The sequence below is a fragment of the Donghicola sp. XS_ASV15 genome, assembly GCF_041224595.1.
Lineage (GTDB): Bacteria > Pseudomonadota > Alphaproteobacteria > Rhodobacterales > Rhodobacteraceae > Donghicola.
The window spans coordinates 13,576-28,148 of the sequence record NZ_JBGFGN010000103.1; the positions used below are offsets into that span (position 1 = coordinate 13,576).

The following is a 14,573-nucleotide window of genomic DNA, read 5'->3' on the forward strand; positions in this document are numbered from 1 at the left end:
TTGCCCTTCCCCTAGTACAACGTCCAGACTCGCCCTCGCTATAGCCCTCAAATCGCATAAAGACCATGAAGCCCAAATCCCCCCGTGTGGCCGTCCGCGCCGTGATCCTGCATGATGACAAACTGCTGCTGGTGAATGCATGGCCCAACGGGCGCAGCGCCCTCATGTGCGCGCCGGGCGGTGGCGTGAACGCAGGCCAAAGCCTGCCCTGCGCCCTCATGCGAGAGATGAAGGAAGAAACGGGATTGGATGTAACAGTCCTAGAGCCCTGCCTGATCAACGAGTTCCACGATCCGAACTCGGGCTTTCATCAGGTCGAGGTGTTCTTTCGCTGCACAATTGAGGACGCAACGCTGGACCCCGCGTGGCAGGATCCAGAGGGCGTCGTCACCCAGCGCCGCTGGGTCACACGCGAAGAAATCAATGATCTAGAGGTTAAACCCAGCAGCCTTGCCGCTGTGGCTTGGGGCGAGACGGGGCTCAGCTACGACCCGCTCGAGCCCATCCGGAACTAAGCGACAGGGCCACACCGCCCAAAACCAGCGCCCCCGACAGGATCAGCCGCAGGCTCGGCACCTCGGCCAGCAGGAACGCCCCCATGCCAGCGGCGATCACAGGCACGGTCAGTTGCGCCACAGCCGCGCGGCTGGCCCCAAGCTGCGGCACCAGCCGATACCACAGCGCGTACCCCATGCCAGAGGTCACAGCCCCCGAAATCACCGCCAGAACGGTGCCCATCGGGGTCAACCCGCCGCCGATGACGGCCCAAGCCAGCACACCGAGCGGCGCAGCCAACAAAAAATTCGCAGCCGTGCCAGCGACCGCATCCGGTTCAGCCTTGCCTGCCAGAGAATAAAAGCCCCATGCCACGCCCGCGATTGCCATAGAGGCCGCTGGCCACAGGGGCACGGCCCCCTCGCCCGGGCTCAGCAGCCAAACCAAGCCGCCGAACGCCAAAAGCCCGCCAACCCAACGTTGCACGGGCATCTGCTCTTTGGCCGCAACGGCCGCCGCAAACATGGTAATCTGGACCATCCCGAACAGGATCAAGGCCCCGAGCCCCGCATCCAACGCGCCATAGGCCAACGAAAACCCGACCGCATAGGCCAACAGCGCCAGTACCCCGATCCCCCGCCTTCGCCCCTTAAAAACAAGGGGCGCGCGGGTCAAAAGCACCAACACCGCAGCACCTGACACCAGCCGAACGGCGGCAAAGGCCATCGGCGCCATACCCGCCCCGTCCACCGCCATGCGGTTCAGGATCGAGTTCGCGGCAAAGGCGATCATGGTCAGGGTTGTCAGAACAATCAGCTGCATAGAAACACCCTATGCAAGATCTGGGCCGTCCGACATGGCACTTTGGATCAATATGGCGCGATCCTGCCCATCCGCCGCCAAGGTACACGCGACCCGCACAATCCCCCGATGTCCAACCGCGCGGCCCGTCATACCCGCTAAACTGCAGCCCGCACCGCGCCGTTGATAGAGTACGGCCATCGCATTGGCCGGCACCACATCACCCAGCGCGGATCTGTCCAGCACACCTTAGCTTCCAAAGGCCTTCGGATATTCCAGCGTCACGGCCCCTTTCAAAGGGCCCGTCCCCGTCACCAACGTGTGCGCGGCATCATATGCTGTCGTCAATTCAACGTCAGAAACGGGCGAAAAGCCACAGTTTTTGTAAAAATCAACGTCACCCAACACACAAACCGACGACTTAGACGCCTCCGCCCACGCCACCAGCTGCTTCACCATGCGCCGCCCGTGCCCGCGCCCCTGCCAGTCAGGGTCAATGGCCACTGGCGCCAAACAAAGCCAGCCCCTGGGCCCCTTCATTGCGCTCAGCGCATAGTACCCAACGACACCGCCCTCGAACGGCAGCACCATCTCGCCCGCCATGCCCCCCGACTTGCGCAAAGCCACAACCAACGCTGCCTCCTCCGCGCCGCCAAAAGCCCGTCGCAGCAGCCCATCTACAGCCTCTTCTTCTCCGCGCCGCATCTCGCGCACAAATTCCGGCATCTTCAGCACAGACCTGCCCTCTTCTTTTTGCAAAAAATACTCACGGCACCACGATAACCACAGCCACACCGCAAAAGAAAAGGGCGCCCCGCAGGACGCCCTTCCCTCAATCCAATTGGATCGGCAGATTACATCATGCCGCCCATGCCGCCCATGTCGGGCATTGCAGGTGCTGCGCCGCCGTCTTTGGCGGGCTTGTCTGCAACCATTGCTTCAGTGGTGACCAGCAGACCAGCAACCGATGCCGCATCTTCCAGAGCGGTACGGGTGACTTTCGCGGGGTCGATGACACCAAAGCCGAACATGTCGCCGTATTCGTCGGTCTGAGCGTTGTAGCCGAACTTCAGATCTTCGCTTTCGCGGATCTTGCCAGCAACAACCGAACCGTCGACGCCTGCGTTCTCGGCGATCTGGCGCAGGGGTGCTTCCAGAGCCTTGCGAACGATTGCGATACCAGCGTTCTGGTCAGCGTTTGCGCCTTCCAGACCTGCCAGCGACTTGCCGCCCTGAACCAGAGCAACACCACCGCCAACAACGATGCCTTCCTGAACAGCCGCGCGGGTCGCGTTCAGTGCGTCATCAACGCGGTCCTTACGCTCTTTCACTTCGACTTCAGTCATGCCGCCGACGCGGATCACAGCAACACCGCCTGCCAGTTTGGCAACGCGCTCTTGCAGCTTCTCACGGTCGTAGTCCGACGAGGTTTCTTCGATCTGGTTGCGGATCTGGCCAACGCGGGCTTCGATCTCGGCTTTATCGCCTGCGCCGTCAACGATGGTGGTCTCGTCTTTGGAGATCGAGACTTTCTTGGCGGTGCCAAGCATGTCCATGGTGACGCCTTCCAGCTTCATGCCCAGGTCTTCGCTGATGACCTGACCGCCGGTCAGGATAGCGATGTCCTGCAGCATGGCCTTGCGGCGATCGCCGAAGCCAGGTGCCTTAACAGCAGCAATTTTCAGGCCGCCGCGCAGTTTGTTGACAACCAGAGTTGCCAGCGCTTCGCCTTCGACGTCCTCTGCGATGATCAGCAGGGGCTTCTGCGACTGGATAACCTGCTCGAGCAGGGGAACCATCGGCTGCAGCGACGACAGTTTCTTCTCGTGCAGCAGGATGAGGCAGTCTTCCAGCTCGGCAATCATCTTGTCCGAGTTGGTGACAAAGTAGGGCGACAGGTAGCCGCGGTCGAACTGCATGCCTTCGACGACATCGGTCTCGGTTTCCAGACCTTTGTTCTCTTCGACGGTGATCACACCTTCGTTGCCGACTTTCTGCATCGCGTCTGCGATCTGACGGCCGATTTCTGCTTCGCCGTTGGCCGAGATGGTGCCAACCTGAGCAACTTCGTCGGTGCCTTCAACGGGGCGCGCTGCCGACTTGATCGCGTCGACGACTTTGGCGGTTGCCAGGTCGATGCCGCGCTTCAGGTCCATGGGGTTCATGCCCGCTGCAACAGCTTTCATGCCCTCTTTGACGATGGCCTGAGCCAGAACGGTCGCGGTGGTGGTGCCGTCGCCTGCTTCGTCGTTGGTGCGCGAAGCAACTTCTTTCACCATCTGGGCGCCCATGTTCTCGAACTTGTCTTCCAGCTCGATCTCTTTGGCAACCGAAACACCGTCTTTGGTGATGCGGGGCGCGCCGAAGGATTTCTCCAGTACGACGTTACGGCCTTTGGGGCCCAGAGTTACTTTTACAGCGTCTGCCAGGATGTTCACACCCTTGAGCATACGGTTACGGGCGTCGGTATCAAACTTGACGTCTTTAGCAGCCATTGTGCTTTTCCTCGTCTGAATTGGGTTGCGTTAAGAAAGACGGTCTCAGGCGATAACGCCGAGAATGTCGCTTTCTTTCATGATCAGCAGCTCTTGACCGTCGACGGTCACTTCGGTGCCGGACCACTTGCCGAACAGAACGCGGTCGCCGGATTTTACGTCCAGCTCGACGCGTGCGCCTTTGTCGTCACGGGCGCCTGCGCCAACTGCGACAACTTCACCCTCTGCGGGCTTCTCTTTCGCGCTATCGGGAATGATCAGGCCGCCAGCGGTTTTTTCTTCGCTCTCTACGCGACGGACCAGAACACGGTCGTGAAGCGGGGTAAATGCCATCTCTGAGGCTCCTTGGCTCAAAGTTAAATTCCTGTTGGTTCCTCGGCAGGACCGAGGGCGTTATCACTCTCTCGTGTCGAGTGCTAACGAGGCGAAGCTAGGTATCGCCTCTTTGAGTGTCAAGCATTCTGTGTGCAGATTTTTTCGGAAAAATTTCGGCGCGGAAGACGGGACAAATATCCATTATTTTGCCATATGTTACGCAGCCGCCATCCGGACCGGAGATCCCATGTTACGCCTGATTGCCTTTGTCTTTCTGAGTCTTCTTCATGCATTTCCGGCACTTGCCGCTTGCGGCGCTGGCCCCGATCCAGAGCAGTTCCTGACCCCCGCAGAACAGGATGCAATTGCAGCAATCGAGGATGAGACCGCTAACGGTTCCGGCACCCTCTGGCAGGCCACACGGGATGGGCGCAGCGTGTATATCGTTGGCACCATGCACCTACCCGATCCTCGTCACGCCAAGACCATGGAGGCCGTGCGCCCGATTCTGCGCGACATCAACGCCGTTTACCTGGAAACCGAAGCCAGCGGCGAATCTGAGATGAACAAAGAAATCGCGTCGGACCCCACTCTTATCTTTGCGCCCGACAAACCGACTCTCCCTGACCTACTGGACGACGCCACATGGGCCCAGCTGCGCGATGCGATGGCCGCGCGCGGCTTCCCTGCCCCGCTGACCGCCAAGATGCGCCCGTGGTATGTGTCGATGATGCTGTCGATTCCGCCCTGCGCCATGGACACCATGATCTCTGTCGTCGGCGGTCTGGACAAAATGGTCGAACGCGCGGCGCTCGCCTTGGACAAACCCGTTCGTAGCCTAGAGGACTGGCAGACCATCTTCTCGACCTTCTCCGAAATCCCCTACCAAGAGCAGGTGGATATCATGGCCCTGTCGATCATGCCGGACGAGGTATCAGAGGCCGCCTTTACCGCCACCCTCGACGCCTATTTCGACGAACGCCACGCGCGGTCGTGGGGCCTGTCCGAAGTCCTCAGCCACCGCATCCCCGGCCTGACCGCCGAACAGATCGAGGCCGAGTCCGCGCGCATGCAGGATCTGCTGCTCGACCGCCGCAACCAGAACTGGCTGCCGGTGATTCTCGACGCTGTTCAGGACGAAGATATCCTTGTGGCCGTGGGGGCCGCACACCTGATCGGGGAAAACGGCCTTGTTGCTTTGCTGGAAAACGCTGGTTTCGCGCTAACACGCCTGCCCTTGTGACATCCTGTCCTTTCGGCCTGCGTGACACGGGGGCAGATGCTTTTTATAAGGCCCGCGACAGTTCAATCCGCCAAGGGACATTTCAATGACCACACTCGTTTTCGGCCACAAGGCACCTGACACCGACTCGACCGGCTCCCCGATCATCTGGTCGTGGTACCTGAACGAAATCAAAGGTACCCCTGCCAAGCCCGTCCTCCTTGGCGAGCCCAACACCGAAGCGGCATTCGTTCTGGAACGCTGGAGCCTCGAGAAGCCCGAGATCATCTCGGACGTGGCCGCCGACACCCCTGTTGTGATCGTCGACACCAACAACCCCGCCGAGCTGCCCGCCGACATTAATGCGGCTGACATCCGTGCGATCATCGACCACCACAAGCTGGTTGGCGGTCTGGAAACCAAAGGTCCGATCGACATCCGCATCGAGCCCGTCGCCTGCACCGCGACCATCATGTACAAGATGATCGGCGACGATCTGGCTCAGGCCCCCACCGGCATCAAAGGCGCAATGCTGTCGTGCATCCTGTCCGACACACTGGAATTCCGTTCGCCCACCACCACCCAAGAGGACAAAGCCATCGCCTATGCGCTGGCCAAAGATCTGGGTGTGGACATCACCGAATACGCGGCGGAAATGTTTGCTGCGAAATCGGATGTCTCGGCCTTCTCCGACGCGGAACTGATCCGCATGGACTCCAAAGAGTACGAAGTCGAAGGCAAGAAATTCCGCGTCTCGGTTCTGGAAACCACCGCGCCCCAGATCCCGCTGGACCGCAAGGACAGCCTGATGGAATCCTTCAAGACCGTCGAAGCCGAAGATGGCGTTGATCAGGTTCTGCTGTTCGTTGTCGACATCATCAAAGAAGAGGCCACCCTGCTGGTCCCCAACGATCTGGTCAAAACCGTCGCCGAGAAAAGCTTTGGCGCGACCGTGGACGGCGACACCGTTGTCCTGCCCGGCGTCATGAGCCGCAAAAAGCAGATCATCCCGAACCTCAAGGTCTGAGCTACCCCAAAGGCGCATTCAGGAACAGGCCGGGCCCTCGCGTCCGGCCTTTTTCTTTGGCGCTGCGGCAATGACGCGCCTCGCAGTTGCAGTCGCACAGGCTAGAGTGGCCCTATTGAAAAACTGAGGCCCTGCATGCCTGACCTGCCCCCGAATGCCGAACTCCTCGCCCCACGCGGCCAGCTCAATTACTTCGATGCCCAATCGCGTGCCCTGCCCCAAGACATGACCGCCCTTCAGGCGTGGAACGCCATGATGGAGCGTCCCCTCCCGCTCATGGGCCTCGCCTTCAAAATCCGCGACAAGATTTCCGGCCTCTTCGGCGTCAAACAGATCGGCGGCTTCTCCGGTCAGCGGGTGGACTCGGTGCAGACCGGCGATCATCTGGACTTCTTTCTGGTCGAGGACGCCCGCCCCGACCGCCTACTCCTGACCGAGCGCGACCGTCATCTGGACGTCCTGACCTGCGTGGCCGTCCATGACCGCCGCCTGTGGATCATCAGTTCGGTCGTGACCCACAATCTGTTTGGCCGTGCGTATATGATGCCCGTCGCGGTCGCGCACCGCTTCATTGTGCGCGCAATGCTGAACCGCATGCCGCTCGCGGACAAATCTGTCACATAAAGAAAGCACTTTGACCTTAGTTGGGAACGGATTACCCACGTCATGACGTTTGCCATACGCAAACCAGACGTAAACCAGACCCTGAATAAGGTGCCCCAATGACCCGCATCATCGAGTCCCTCGCCGAGATCTCAAACAACTACGACGCCCTGTTCTGCGACCTGTGGGGCTGCGTCCATGACGGGGTCAAAGGCCTGCCAGACGCGATCGAAGCCCTGCGTGCCTTCCGCGCCAATGGCGGCAAGGTCGTCCTGCTGACCAACAGCCCCCGCCCCCGAAAAGGCGTTGAAAAACAGCTGCTTGAGCAGTTCGACGTGCCCGCTGATTGTTGGGACACCATCGCCACCAGCGGCGACAGCGCCCGTGCCGCCATGCTGACCGGCGCCGTCGGGGAAAAGGTCTACCATATCGGCACCCCCGCCGATGAACCCTTCTTCGAGCCCCTGCACCTGATCAAAGATCCCGTTGATATTCAAAGGGTTGAGCTGGACGAGGCCGAGGGCATCATCTGCACCGGCCCCTTTGATGCCAAGGCCGACCCCGACACGTTGCGCCCCCAACTGCTGCTGGCCAAGCAAAAGGGCCTGAAGCTGCTCTGCGCGAACCCCGACATCGTTGTGGACCGCGGCGAGGTCCGCGAATGGTGCGCGGGCGCAGTGGCAAAGCTTTATACAGAAATGGGTGGTGAAAGTCTGTACTTCGGCAAACCCCATCCGCCGATCTACGATCTGGCCCGCCGCCGTCTGTCCGAAGTCGACGCCAGCATCAATGACAACGCGATTCTGGCCGTGGGTGATGGCATCCACACCGACATCCAGGGCGCCATCGGCGAAGGCATCGATTCGCTGTTCATCACAGGCGGTTTGGCCCGCGATATTACCAAAACGTCGCATCAGCCCGACGAAGAAGCCCTAACCTCTTATCTTAACGAGGAAAAATCAAACCCAACCTACGCAATCGGGTTCTTACGCTAAGGCAAACAGGTGTCACGGGGCTTGATTTTCTGCGCACGCAAAGTAATAAAGTTGCCAAGTCGTAGCTTACTGGTGCCAGAAAATTACCCCTTCAACCTTGGCATCCAGATCGGAGGACCCGAATGTTGGATAACCTGCCCCGTGGAACCATCTGCATCGAAGACATCGAGATGGGCATGTCCCGTCACCTGCACAAAGTGGTGACGGACCGTGACATCGAACTTTTTGCAGAGGTTTCTACCGACCGGAACCCCGTGCACCTGGACGACGAATACGCGAACGACACCATCTTCGAAGGGCGCATCGCCCACGGCATGCTGACCGCCGGTCTGATCTCTGCGGTCATTGGTGAACAGCTGCCCGGTCACGGCACTGTCTATCTGGGCCAGACCCTTAAATTCTTGGCTCCTGTCCGCCCCGGCGACATGGTCAAAGCGCAGGTCACTGTCACAGACATCGACCACGCCAAGCGCCGCGTGACCTTGGATTGTGTGTGCGAAATCGACGGCAAGCCTGTGCTCAAGGGCGAGGCAAAAGTGCTCGCACCCAGCCGCAAGTTCGACTGAGCCTTGCGTCCCCGCATAAGGGGCGCTAACTGCCCTTTATGCGCATCATTCGCGATCATCAGTACATCGCACCGGAAAACAAAGGTGCCAGCGTCGCCATCGGAAATTTCGATGGCGTTCATTTGGGGCATCAAGCGGTTATCGACTTGGCCCGCGCCGGTGCACAGCGTCTGAACGCCCCCTTGGGCGTCATGACCTTTGAACCCCACCCCCGACAGTTCTTTGCGCCCGACCGCGCCCCGTTCCGCCTAATGAGCGCCGAGGCCCGTGCCGCGCGGCTGGAAAAACTAGGTGTCGAGGTCCTGTATGAATTGCCCTTCAACGGCCCACTCGCCGGCCTGACCGCCGAGGCCTTTGCCCGTGACGTGATCAAAGGGCTTGGCCTCTGCCACGTGGTGGTGGGCAACGATTTCCAATTCGGCAAGGGCCGCAGTGGCACCGCCGCAGACTTGGCCCGCATGGGCGCTGAAATGGGGTTCGACGTGACAATCGCCGATATGATCCAAGGCTCTCAGGGCCGTGTGTCCTCGACCGCAATCCGTCAGGCTCTGGCCGACGGTGATCCCCGCCACGCCGCTGAAATGCTGGGGCACTGGCACCGCATCGACGGCCCTGTGATCAGCGGCGAACAGCGCGGCCGCGATCTGGGCTATCCCACCGCGAACATGTCCGTGGATGGCCTGCACCTGCCCAAACTCGGCGTCTATGCCGTGCTGGTCGAGGTCAAAGAAGGCCCCCACAAGGGCAACTACCATGGGGTTGCGTCCCTTGGCGTGCGTCCGATGTTCGGGGAAAACACCCCCAACCTCGAGACCTTTATCTTTGATTTCCAAGGGGATCTCTACGGCACGCACCTGTCGGTCGGGCTCGTGGACTACCTGCGCCCAGAATTGAAATTCGACGGGCTCGAAACGCTGATCACCCAGATGGATGCGGACAGCGCCAAGGCGCGCGAAATCCTGGCCGCCCTATGAAAGACCCGATCGACCGCAAGAAAATCCGCTCCCGCTTCTGGGAACGCTTTGCACTGGACAAGCTGACCGACACCGAATGGGAAGCCCTGTGCGACGGCTGCGGCAAGTGCTGCCTGAACAAGCTCGAAGATCCGGACACAGGTGAAGTGGCCCTGACCAAAGTGGCCTGCCGCCTTCTGGACGATCAGACCTGCCGTTGTAGCCAGTACCCGATCCGCCACCAATTCGTGCCCGAGTGCATCGTGCTGAAACCTGACACACTGGACCAGCACGCCTACTGGATGCCCGAGACCTGCGCATACCGCCTGCTCTGGCAAAAGAAACCCCTGCCCGAATGGCACCCTCTGCTGACCGGAACGCCGCAATCGGTTCACGACGCAGGTGTGTCGGTACAGGGCTGGACAGTCCCCGAATTCGAGATCGATGAAGAGGACTGGGAAGACTATATTATCGAGGAGCCCACCTGATGTACCTAGCCTCTGACAACACCGGCCCCATCCATCCCCAAATCATGGAGGCGCTGACAGAGGCCAATCAGGGCTACGCGCTTCCCTACGGCAACGACCCCTACACCGCCCGCGCGATCACCGCGATCCGAGAGCTGTTCGAAGCCCCGCAGGCCGAGGTTTTCTTTGTGCCCACCGGCACCTCTGGCAACGCGCTGGCCCTGTCGACCCTGTGCCAACCCTACGAGTCTGTGCTCTGTACCGCCGCCGCCCATATCCACGAGGATGAATGCGGCGCGCCAGAGTTCTACGGCGTGGGCAAGACCTATCTGGTCGGCGAAGGCGATCTGATGGACCCTGACGCCCTTGGCGCCTTGATCACCGACCTGAACGAAGGCGGCGTCCACTCGGCCCAACCCGGCGCAGTCAGCATCACCTCTGTCACCGAGCGCGGGCAGCTCTATGAATTGGACCGGATCGAGTCGCTTGCCACCATCGCACATGCAGCTGGCCTGCCCGTGCATCTAGACGGCGCCCGCTTCGCCAACGCCTGCGCGGCGCTGGAGGTGTCTGCAGCGGAAATGACGTGGCAGTCGGGCGTGGACGTCGTGACCTTTGGCGGGACCAAAGCGGGCTGCATGGGCGTCGAGGCTGTCATCTTCTTTAACCCCGATCGCGCCCGAGGCTTTGCCGCACGGCGCAAGCGCGCGGGACATCTGTTCTCGAAGAACCGCTTTTTGGCAGCGCAAATGCTGGGTTTCGTGCGCAACGACTTGTGGCTGCAGCTGGGGGCCGCCGCGAACGCACGCGGTCAATATCTGGCCGAAGCGCTCTGCATGGATGCCCGTATCCAATGGCCCTACGCCCCCCGCGCCAACATGCTTTTCCCCAAACTGCCGCGCAGCGTGTTGCAGGGGCTTGGCGCGGCGGGTGTCGCCTTTAACCACTGGGGCAACCGCGATCACGGGGCTCCGGACGAGATGCTGCTAACCCGCTTTGTCTGCGACTGGTCAGTGCCCTATGACGAGCTGGACAAGTTTCTGGCTGTGCTGAAAGCCAGCTAAAACGCGTTTCCCCGCCGGTGGTTTGGCGTCGATGTGCCAAAGCCTCCGGCGGGGGGTATTTATCCCAAGAAAGAGCGTTAGCTCAGGACACCTTCGCGGCGGAACAGAGCGCGGAGGTCGGCTTTGGGGCGTGGGCCCATGTGGCCAATGACTTCGCGGGCGGCGATGCAGCCCATACGACCAGAGGTGGCGAGCGTTGCCCCTGTGGCAAGGCCGAACAGGAAGCCAGCTGCGAACTGATCTCCTGCGCCGGTTGCATCGACGGGGGTGACCTTTTCCACGGGGACGTCCACGCGGGTGTCGCCTTGCAGGATGCTGACGCCATCGCCAGAGCGGGTGCAGACCACCAGCGGATTCTTGGCCGCGACGCGGGCCAGAGCGGTGTCCAGATCCTCGTCTTCGTACAGGGCTTTGATCTCGGCTTCGTTGCCGATCACGAAGTCGAGCTCGCCGATCAGGCGCTGGAAATCCTCGCGGTGGCGGTTCACGCAGAAGGGGTCAGAGATCGCGATGCCCGCTTTGCCGCCCGCCGCCTGACAGAGTTTGGCCGCGCGCTGGAACGCTTCTTTGCCCTTGGGCTTGTCGAACAGGTAGCCTTCGAGGAACAGATATTCAGTGTCCGAGACGATGGCTTCGTCCACGTCCTCTGGGCCGACTTCGGCAGAGATGCCGAGATAGGTGTTCATCGACCGCTCACCATCGGGCGAGACAAAGATCATGCTGCGCGAGGTGGGCAGCTCGCCCCCTTCGACCGGCGCATTGACGAAATCAGTACCGCCGACGTCCATCTCTTGGGCGTAGAACCGGCCCAGAGCGTCATCGCGCACACGGCCGATAAAGGCCGCCCGCAGACCCAGTTTACCCGCCCCTGCGATGGTATTTGCGACCGAGCCCCCGGGGGCCTGAGTGCGCTCTTTCATGGAGGCGTACAGCAGTTCGGCGCGCTCGCGCTCGACTAGGGTCATGATGCCCTTTTCGATGTCCATCATCTCGAGGAAGGTGTCGTCGGACTGGGTCAGCACATCGACGATCGCGTTGCCGATGCCGACAATCTGGTATTTTTTCACGGGTCAGTTCCTTTGGGTCAGAGGACCTTGTCCTCGAATTGGCAGAGGTCTCGGATGATGCAATTGCCGCATTTGGGCTTGCGCGCCACGCAGACGTAGCGGCCATGCAGGATCATCCAGTGATGGGCGTGCTGCTGGAAATCGACGGGCACGTTATCCTCGATCGCGCGCTCTACGGCGACCACGTCCTTGCCCGGGGCGATGCCGCTACGGTTGCCCAAACGGTAGATGTGCGTGTCCACCGCCTGAGCCGGATAATGCCACCACATATTCAGCACCACGTTTGCAGTCTTGCGCCCCACGCCCGGCAGGCTCTCCAGCGCGGCGCGGGAATTGGGAACCTCGCCGCCGTACTGGTCCACCAGAATGCGGCTGAGCTTGATGACATTCTTGGCTTTGTTCCGATACAGACCGATGGTCTTGATATGCTCGATCACCGCCTCTTCGCCCAAATCCAGCATCTTTTGCGGGGTGTCGGCGATTTCGAACAGCTTGGCCGTCGCCTTGTTCACGCCAGCGTCCGTGGCCTGAGCCGACAGCGCAACGGCCACGACCAACGTGTAAGCGTTGACGTGGTTCAGCTCGCCCCTGGGCTCGGCTTCGGCTGCCTGAAAGCGCGAGAAGATCTCGCGCATTGTCATGTAATCGAGTTGTTTGGCCATGCTTCCTCATGCCCCGAGAATTTCATTTGCGCAACATTCGGGTCGCCCGCTGATGCACATTCATGGCACAGATGGCCCAAGATCGACAGGAGGCAACTTGGTGGACAGTTCTTATCATTACGGCGCCATGCGCAGGGCGATTGATCTGATCGACAGCGCCGAGGGACCCTTGACCCTAGAGGGACTGGCCGAACGGATGGACATGAGCCCCGCGCACTTCCAGCGGCTGTTTTCGGCGTGGGTCGGCATTTCGCCCAAACGCTACCAGCAGTACCTGCAACTGGGTCAGGCCAAACGGATGCTGTCAGAGCGCATGACAACGCTGGCGGTCGCAGACGAGGTCGGCCTGTCCGGGTCCAGCCGTCTGCATGATCTGTTCGTCCGGTGGGAGGCCATGAGCCCCGGTGATTTCGCCCGTGGCGGCGAGGGGCTGGTGATTGAATGGGACTGGTTCGACAGCCCCTTTGGCCCCGCGCTGGTCATGGGGACAGAGCGTGGCATTTGCGGGCTGGCCTTCGGGTCCGAGATGGGGCGCGACGTGGCCTTTGACGATCTGGCGAAGCGCTGGCCCAAAGCGCAGTTTGTACAAAGCAGCGACAGAATCGCCCCCCTCTTCGACGCTGCCATGGCGGGCCGCGGGGAAACGCGCCTTCACATGATCGGAGCCCCCTTCCAGATTAAAGTCTGGGAAGCCTTGCTGAACATCCCCGAAGGCCACGTAACAACCTACTCCGAAATCGCGACCCGCGTGGGGTCGCCAAAAGCGGTTCGCGCTGTGGGCACCGCCGTGGGCCGGAACCCCATCAGCTATTTGATCCCATGCCACCGCGCCCTGCGCAAAAGCGGCGAGTTGGGAGGCTATCACTGGGGCCTGCCTGTCAAACGCGCCATGCTGGCATACGAGTCCGCGCGGGCTGACGCAAATATAGCGGAAAAGTGACGGGCAAAGGCTTGCCTAAACACCTTCATGAAACTTTCCTGCGCCTCTGGCATTAGGATATAGACAGATCAAAAGGGCGTATCGCCCGTGAAGGAAGAGGCACTGCCATGAAGAACCGCATTATTATCGCAACCGCAATGACCGCTCTGATGGGCTTGTCGGCATGTACCGATCCCGCCTACCTGAACAGCGGTGGCGGCTATCAGGACCCCAATGCCCGTGCCAAGCAAGGCGCGCTGGCGGGCGCGGCGATCGGTGGTCTGGCGGGTGCGATCACCGGCGGCGACGACCGTTCGGACAAACTGCGCGGTGCAGCCATCGGCGCGGCACTGGGTGCCGGCGCAGGTGCCATCATCGGCAACCAGCTGGACAAGCAGGCGGCTGAGCTCCGTAACAGCATGAACAACAGCGCGATCGACGTGACCAACACCGGTGACCGTCTGGTTGTGACCATGCCCCAGAGCATCCTGTTTGCAACCGACAGCACCGCCGTCAGCGGCGCACTGCGTGGCGATCTGGCCGCTCTGGCAAACAACCTGAACAGCTACCCCAACTCGCGCGTGCAGGTCATCGGTCACACCGACAACGTGGGCGACGCAGGCTACAACCAAGACCTTTCGCAGCGCCGCGCATCGGCAGTTGCAGACGTGCTCTTCCAGAACGGCGTGTCCTACAGCCGCGTGTCGACCATTGGCCGCGGCGAAGATGCACCGATCGCGACCAACCTGACCCCCGAGGGCCGCGCAGCGAACCGCCGCGTCGAAATCGTCATCATCCCGAACAACTGATAGGCTACTTCGCCTGTCGATTTTCAAAGCGCCCGGCCAATTTGGTCGGGCGTTTTTGCGTTGGTCTTCGCCTATGCGTCAGAGCGCTGAACCCCTGCGAAAATTGATCTGGA

The 14,573-nt window shown here is 60.9% G+C and carries 17 protein-coding genes; 11 read left to right on the forward strand and 6 right to left on the reverse strand.

Annotation, left to right across the window (positions count from 1 at the left end; translation table 11 throughout):
• Positions 1–65: 65 nt before the first annotated feature.
• The gene (locus tag AB9K37_RS03480) at positions 66–515 is read left to right on the forward strand and encodes an NUDIX hydrolase (protein WP_072704957.1); all 450 of its coding nucleotides are present in this window, start codon (positions 66–68) and stop codon (positions 513–515) included.
• On the opposite strand, the gene AB9K37_RS03485 is transcribed toward AB9K37_RS03480, so the two are convergent.
• From AB9K37_RS03485 to groES, 4 genes are all read right to left on the reverse strand, one after another.
• Positions 481–1,317 carry a DMT family transporter gene (locus AB9K37_RS03485; RefSeq protein WP_369835570.1) on the reverse strand — a complete coding sequence of 279 codons (837 nt, stop codon included), beginning with the start codon at positions 1,315–1,317 and terminating at the stop codon, positions 481–483. The two genes, AB9K37_RS03480 and AB9K37_RS03485, sit on opposite strands and share 35 nt — an antisense overlap.
• Before the next feature lie 228 nt (positions 1,318–1,545).
• The gene (locus AB9K37_RS03490) at positions 1,546–2,022 is read right to left on the reverse strand and encodes a GNAT family N-acetyltransferase (RefSeq protein WP_369835649.1); all 477 of its coding nucleotides are present in this window, start codon (positions 2,020–2,022) and stop codon (positions 1,546–1,548) included.
• 128 nt (positions 2,023–2,150) lie between these two features.
• A complete protein-coding gene (gene groL / locus AB9K37_RS03495; protein ID WP_369835571.1) occupies positions 2,151–3,791 on the reverse strand; it encodes a chaperonin GroEL in 1,641 nt (546 codons plus the stop codon).
• 45 nt (positions 3,792–3,836) lie between these two features.
• Positions 3,837–4,124, reverse strand: a complete 288-nt coding sequence (gene groES / locus AB9K37_RS03500; protein ID WP_072704948.1) for a co-chaperone GroES — start codon at positions 4,122–4,124, stop codon at positions 3,837–3,839.
• 229 nt (positions 4,125–4,353) lie between these two features.
• Here groES and AB9K37_RS03505 point away from each other — a divergent pair, with 229 nt between their 5' ends.
• The 8 genes from AB9K37_RS03505 (at position 4,354) to AB9K37_RS03540 (ending at position 11,003) form a co-directional block, all read left to right on the forward strand.
• Positions 4,354–5,349, forward strand: coding sequence for a TraB/GumN family protein (locus AB9K37_RS03505; protein ID WP_369835572.1), 996 nt, complete (start codon positions 4,354–4,356; stop codon positions 5,347–5,349).
• An 85-nt stretch (positions 5,350–5,434) separates the two neighbouring features.
• Entirely contained in the window at positions 5,435–6,355 is a 921-nt protein-coding gene (locus AB9K37_RS03510; protein ID WP_369835573.1) for a manganese-dependent inorganic pyrophosphatase, read from the forward strand.
• A gap of 135 nt (positions 6,356–6,490) precedes the next feature.
• Positions 6,491–6,979 carry a DUF2867 domain-containing protein gene (locus tag AB9K37_RS03515; RefSeq protein ID WP_369835574.1) on the forward strand — a complete coding sequence of 163 codons (489 nt, stop codon included), beginning with the start codon at positions 6,491–6,493 and terminating at the stop codon, positions 6,977–6,979.
• Positions 6,980–7,077: 98 nt separating this feature from the next.
• Positions 7,078–7,953 (forward strand): TIGR01459 family HAD-type hydrolase, encoded by an 876-nt coding sequence (locus AB9K37_RS03520; RefSeq protein WP_369835575.1) that lies wholly within the window; start codon positions 7,078–7,080, stop codon positions 7,951–7,953.
• Between the two features lie 122 nt (positions 7,954–8,075).
• A complete protein-coding gene (locus AB9K37_RS03525) occupies positions 8,076–8,519 on the forward strand; it encodes a MaoC family dehydratase (RefSeq protein ID WP_369835576.1) in 444 nt (147 codons plus the stop codon).
• Positions 8,520–8,557: 38 nt separating this feature from the next.
• Positions 8,558–9,493 carry a bifunctional riboflavin kinase/FAD synthetase gene (locus tag AB9K37_RS03530; RefSeq protein WP_369835577.1) on the forward strand — a complete coding sequence of 312 codons (936 nt, stop codon included), beginning with the start codon at positions 8,558–8,560 and terminating at the stop codon, positions 9,491–9,493.
• Positions 9,490–9,960 (forward strand): YcgN family cysteine cluster protein, encoded by a 471-nt coding sequence (locus AB9K37_RS03535; RefSeq protein WP_072704925.1) that lies wholly within the window; start codon positions 9,490–9,492, stop codon positions 9,958–9,960. Before AB9K37_RS03530 ends, AB9K37_RS03535 begins: the two co-directional genes overlap by 4 nt.
• Positions 9,960–11,003: a low specificity L-threonine aldolase gene (locus tag AB9K37_RS03540; protein WP_369835578.1), complete on the forward strand. Its 1,044-nt coding sequence runs from the start codon at positions 9,960–9,962 to the stop codon at positions 11,001–11,003. The genes AB9K37_RS03535 and AB9K37_RS03540 overlap by 1 nt, the downstream gene beginning before the upstream one ends.
• Positions 11,004–11,080: 77 nt before the next feature.
• On the opposite strand, the gene AB9K37_RS03545 is transcribed toward AB9K37_RS03540, so the two are convergent.
• Both AB9K37_RS03545 and nth read right to left on the reverse strand, forming a co-directional pair.
• Positions 11,081–12,070, reverse strand: coding sequence for an adenosine kinase (locus tag AB9K37_RS03545; protein WP_369835579.1), 990 nt, complete (start codon positions 12,068–12,070; stop codon positions 11,081–11,083).
• A gap of 17 nt (positions 12,071–12,087) precedes the next feature.
• Positions 12,088–12,732, reverse strand: a complete 645-nt coding sequence (nth, locus tag AB9K37_RS03550; RefSeq protein ID WP_369835580.1) for an endonuclease III — start codon at positions 12,730–12,732, stop codon at positions 12,088–12,090.
• A 52-nt stretch (positions 12,733–12,784) separates the two neighbouring features.
• Here nth and AB9K37_RS03555 point away from each other — a divergent pair, with 52 nt between their 5' ends.
• Together AB9K37_RS03555 and AB9K37_RS03560 are read left to right on the forward strand one after the other, a co-directional pair.
• Complete coding sequence (locus AB9K37_RS03555; RefSeq protein ID WP_369835581.1) at positions 12,785–13,672, forward strand: methylated-DNA--[protein]-cysteine S-methyltransferase; 888 nt, start codon at positions 12,785–12,787, stop codon at positions 13,670–13,672.
• Positions 13,673–13,779: 107 nt separating this feature from the next.
• Positions 13,780–14,460 carry an OmpA family protein gene (locus tag AB9K37_RS03560; RefSeq protein WP_303968059.1) on the forward strand — a complete coding sequence of 227 codons (681 nt, stop codon included), beginning with the start codon at positions 13,780–13,782 and terminating at the stop codon, positions 14,458–14,460.
• Positions 14,461–14,573 lie beyond the last annotated feature (113 nt).

What these genes read in the sequence shown, in the direction of transcription:
- AB9K37_RS03480 (WP_072704957.1), top strand. Translation starts at nt 66, where the DNA reads ATGAAGCCCAAATCCCCCCGTGTGGCCGTCCGCGCCGTGATCCTGCAT.
- AB9K37_RS03485 (WP_369835570.1), bottom strand. Translation starts at nt 1,317, where the DNA reads ATGCAGCTGATTGTTCTGACAACCCTGACCATGATCGCCTTTGCCGCG.
- AB9K37_RS03490 (WP_369835649.1), bottom strand. Translation starts at nt 2,022, where the DNA reads ATGCCGGAATTTGTGCGCGAGATGCGGCGCGGAGAAGAAGAGGCTGTA.
- groL (WP_369835571.1), bottom strand. Translation starts at nt 3,791, where the DNA reads ATGGCTGCTAAAGACGTCAAGTTTGATACCGACGCCCGTAACCGTATG.
- groES (WP_072704948.1), bottom strand. Translation starts at nt 4,124, where the DNA reads ATGGCATTTACCCCGCTTCACGACCGTGTTCTGGTCCGTCGCGTAGAG.
- AB9K37_RS03505 (WP_369835572.1), top strand. Translation starts at nt 4,354, where the DNA reads ATGTTACGCCTGATTGCCTTTGTCTTTCTGAGTCTTCTTCATGCATTT.
- AB9K37_RS03510 (WP_369835573.1), top strand. Translation starts at nt 5,435, where the DNA reads ATGACCACACTCGTTTTCGGCCACAAGGCACCTGACACCGACTCGACC.
- AB9K37_RS03515 (WP_369835574.1), top strand. Translation starts at nt 6,491, where the DNA reads ATGCCTGACCTGCCCCCGAATGCCGAACTCCTCGCCCCACGCGGCCAG.
- AB9K37_RS03520 (WP_369835575.1), top strand. Translation starts at nt 7,078, where the DNA reads ATGACCCGCATCATCGAGTCCCTCGCCGAGATCTCAAACAACTACGAC.
- AB9K37_RS03525 (WP_369835576.1), top strand. Translation starts at nt 8,076, where the DNA reads ATGTTGGATAACCTGCCCCGTGGAACCATCTGCATCGAAGACATCGAG.
- AB9K37_RS03530 (WP_369835577.1), top strand. Translation starts at nt 8,558, where the DNA reads ATGCGCATCATTCGCGATCATCAGTACATCGCACCGGAAAACAAAGGT.
- AB9K37_RS03535 (WP_072704925.1), top strand. Translation starts at nt 9,490, where the DNA reads ATGAAAGACCCGATCGACCGCAAGAAAATCCGCTCCCGCTTCTGGGAA.
- AB9K37_RS03540 (WP_369835578.1), top strand. Translation starts at nt 9,960, where the DNA reads ATGTACCTAGCCTCTGACAACACCGGCCCCATCCATCCCCAAATCATG.
- nth (WP_369835580.1), bottom strand. Translation starts at nt 12,732, where the DNA reads ATGGCCAAACAACTCGATTACATGACAATGCGCGAGATCTTCTCGCGC.
- AB9K37_RS03555 (WP_369835581.1), top strand. Translation starts at nt 12,785, where the DNA reads ATGCACATTCATGGCACAGATGGCCCAAGATCGACAGGAGGCAACTTG.
- AB9K37_RS03560 (WP_303968059.1), top strand. Translation starts at nt 13,780, where the DNA reads ATGAAGAACCGCATTATTATCGCAACCGCAATGACCGCTCTGATGGGC.